Origin of the sequence: Salinivibrio socompensis S35 (assembly GCF_000513715.1) — a bacterium.
GTDB classification, from domain to species: Bacteria; Pseudomonadota; Gammaproteobacteria; order Enterobacterales; family Vibrionaceae; genus Salinivibrio; species Salinivibrio socompensis.
On record NZ_AQOD01000229.1, the window covers coordinates 1 to 1568 of the forward strand.

The window sequence follows — 1568 nt, forward strand, 5'->3', positions numbered from 1 at the left end:
TATCTCGGTCACGCGGTCGTTTTCTACCTCGGTGTGCCAGTCTTTTTGCGCGTGTAAATACACTTGCTCACTGCCCGATTGGTCTTCGAACGTCAGCTCGTTGTAGCCCTCCCCTTGGTGACTTTCACTGCGCCAAACCGTCTTAGTTTTGTGGGCCGGCAAGGTATAGGGCGGCACATTGGTCGCGTGATAAGTGCGGCCGGTGATAATCGGTTGGTCGGGGTCACCGTGTAAGAAAGACACAATCACTTCATGGCCAATGCGGGGAATCGCCATCATGCCGTATTGGCTGCCTGCCCAACCTTGCGCCACCCGTATCCAGCAGCTGCTTTTGTCATCACCGTTGGAATAACGGTCCCACGGGAAGTGGACTTTCACGCGCCCATGTTCATCACAGAAGATTTCTTCGCCTTCCGGTCCCACCACGGTGCCTATCATGGGGCCATCCACTTGAGGTTTGGGGGTGGGGGTTGCACGCCACGGGGTGGTAGCAGGGATAAGCATAAACTGGTTGTTGTAGGTGGTGGCGCCTTGGCCGCCCTCTTCTTCCAGTGCTTGTGGTTGGCGGCCTTGGTGATGCACTCGCACCACTTGCCACGCTTGGTTCACGCTCTCATCCAGATGGTCGCTGATGGTAAAGCGATAGCCCGCCCGTAATGCGGGTTCATTGCTTTGGCCGTTGGCGTGCTCGGCCTCTCGGCGTAAGTACTCTAAGCGAGTTTGGTTAAACGCCTGTCCAGTCGCGTCGTTTTTAAAGCGGCCCGGGAAGTCAAAGTGCTCGTAGCTGTCGGTGCGCTGGTAATCAATGCCATCGGCTTGCGCCGCTTGTTGGAAGCTGTAACGCGGTTTTTTAAAGCTGTAGTCTTTTAACGCCGTGTGGCTAGGCTGCGCCGCGGTATGGCGTGTAAGCCATAGATATACGGGGTATCCGTGCGTCCGCCGCTTATTGCGTTATAGGGCACCGGGCTCTCAAGCTGGGGCAAGCTGTTTGGCGCATCAGTCACTATCAGGGTATGGGTAGTGGCATCGTGCTCATGGTGATACACCAAGCCTTCTTCTGCCGCCAAGCGGTGGAAGAACGCCAAGTTCACTTTCGCGGTGCTGCACACAGTATTCACGCTCGGCATAGTCACGGGTTAGTGAGAAAGTAACCTCCGTCACGCCCATTTCGGTGAGCAGGGTGGCTAAGATGGTCGGCACGGTTTGGTGCTGGAAGGTGCGGCTGTTTTGGCGAAGCGACAGACGATACAGGGCGGGCACCAAAGTTAAGCGATAGCGGGTAAAGTGATGACCAATGTCACCTTGGCTAAAGGCACTGGCGATGCCCTGCACCCGTTTGACCAGCTCACCGTTGCGCCACAGTGTCAGCTGTACCGGCTTGTCGACCACTTGCTCTGGCGTGATGTCGGTATGGCGGCTGGCCAATGCCACCTCATACTGGAGCCCATATACCGGATTGCCATTAAGACCCGTTTGGTGAGACAGGCACTCGTCCCCTTGGTAGTCCACCACCACCGAACGGTTGCGGGTCGAGCCCCGCCCACGGTTAACGCTATTTGCAATGTCGC

Annotated in this window: 1 pseudogene; it reads right to left on the reverse strand. The window is 56.7% G+C overall.

Features of this window, described 5'->3' with window-relative positions:
- A pseudogene (locus DZ54_RS24565) lies at positions 1 to 1568 on the reverse strand (type VI secretion system Vgr family protein); the annotation flags it as partial.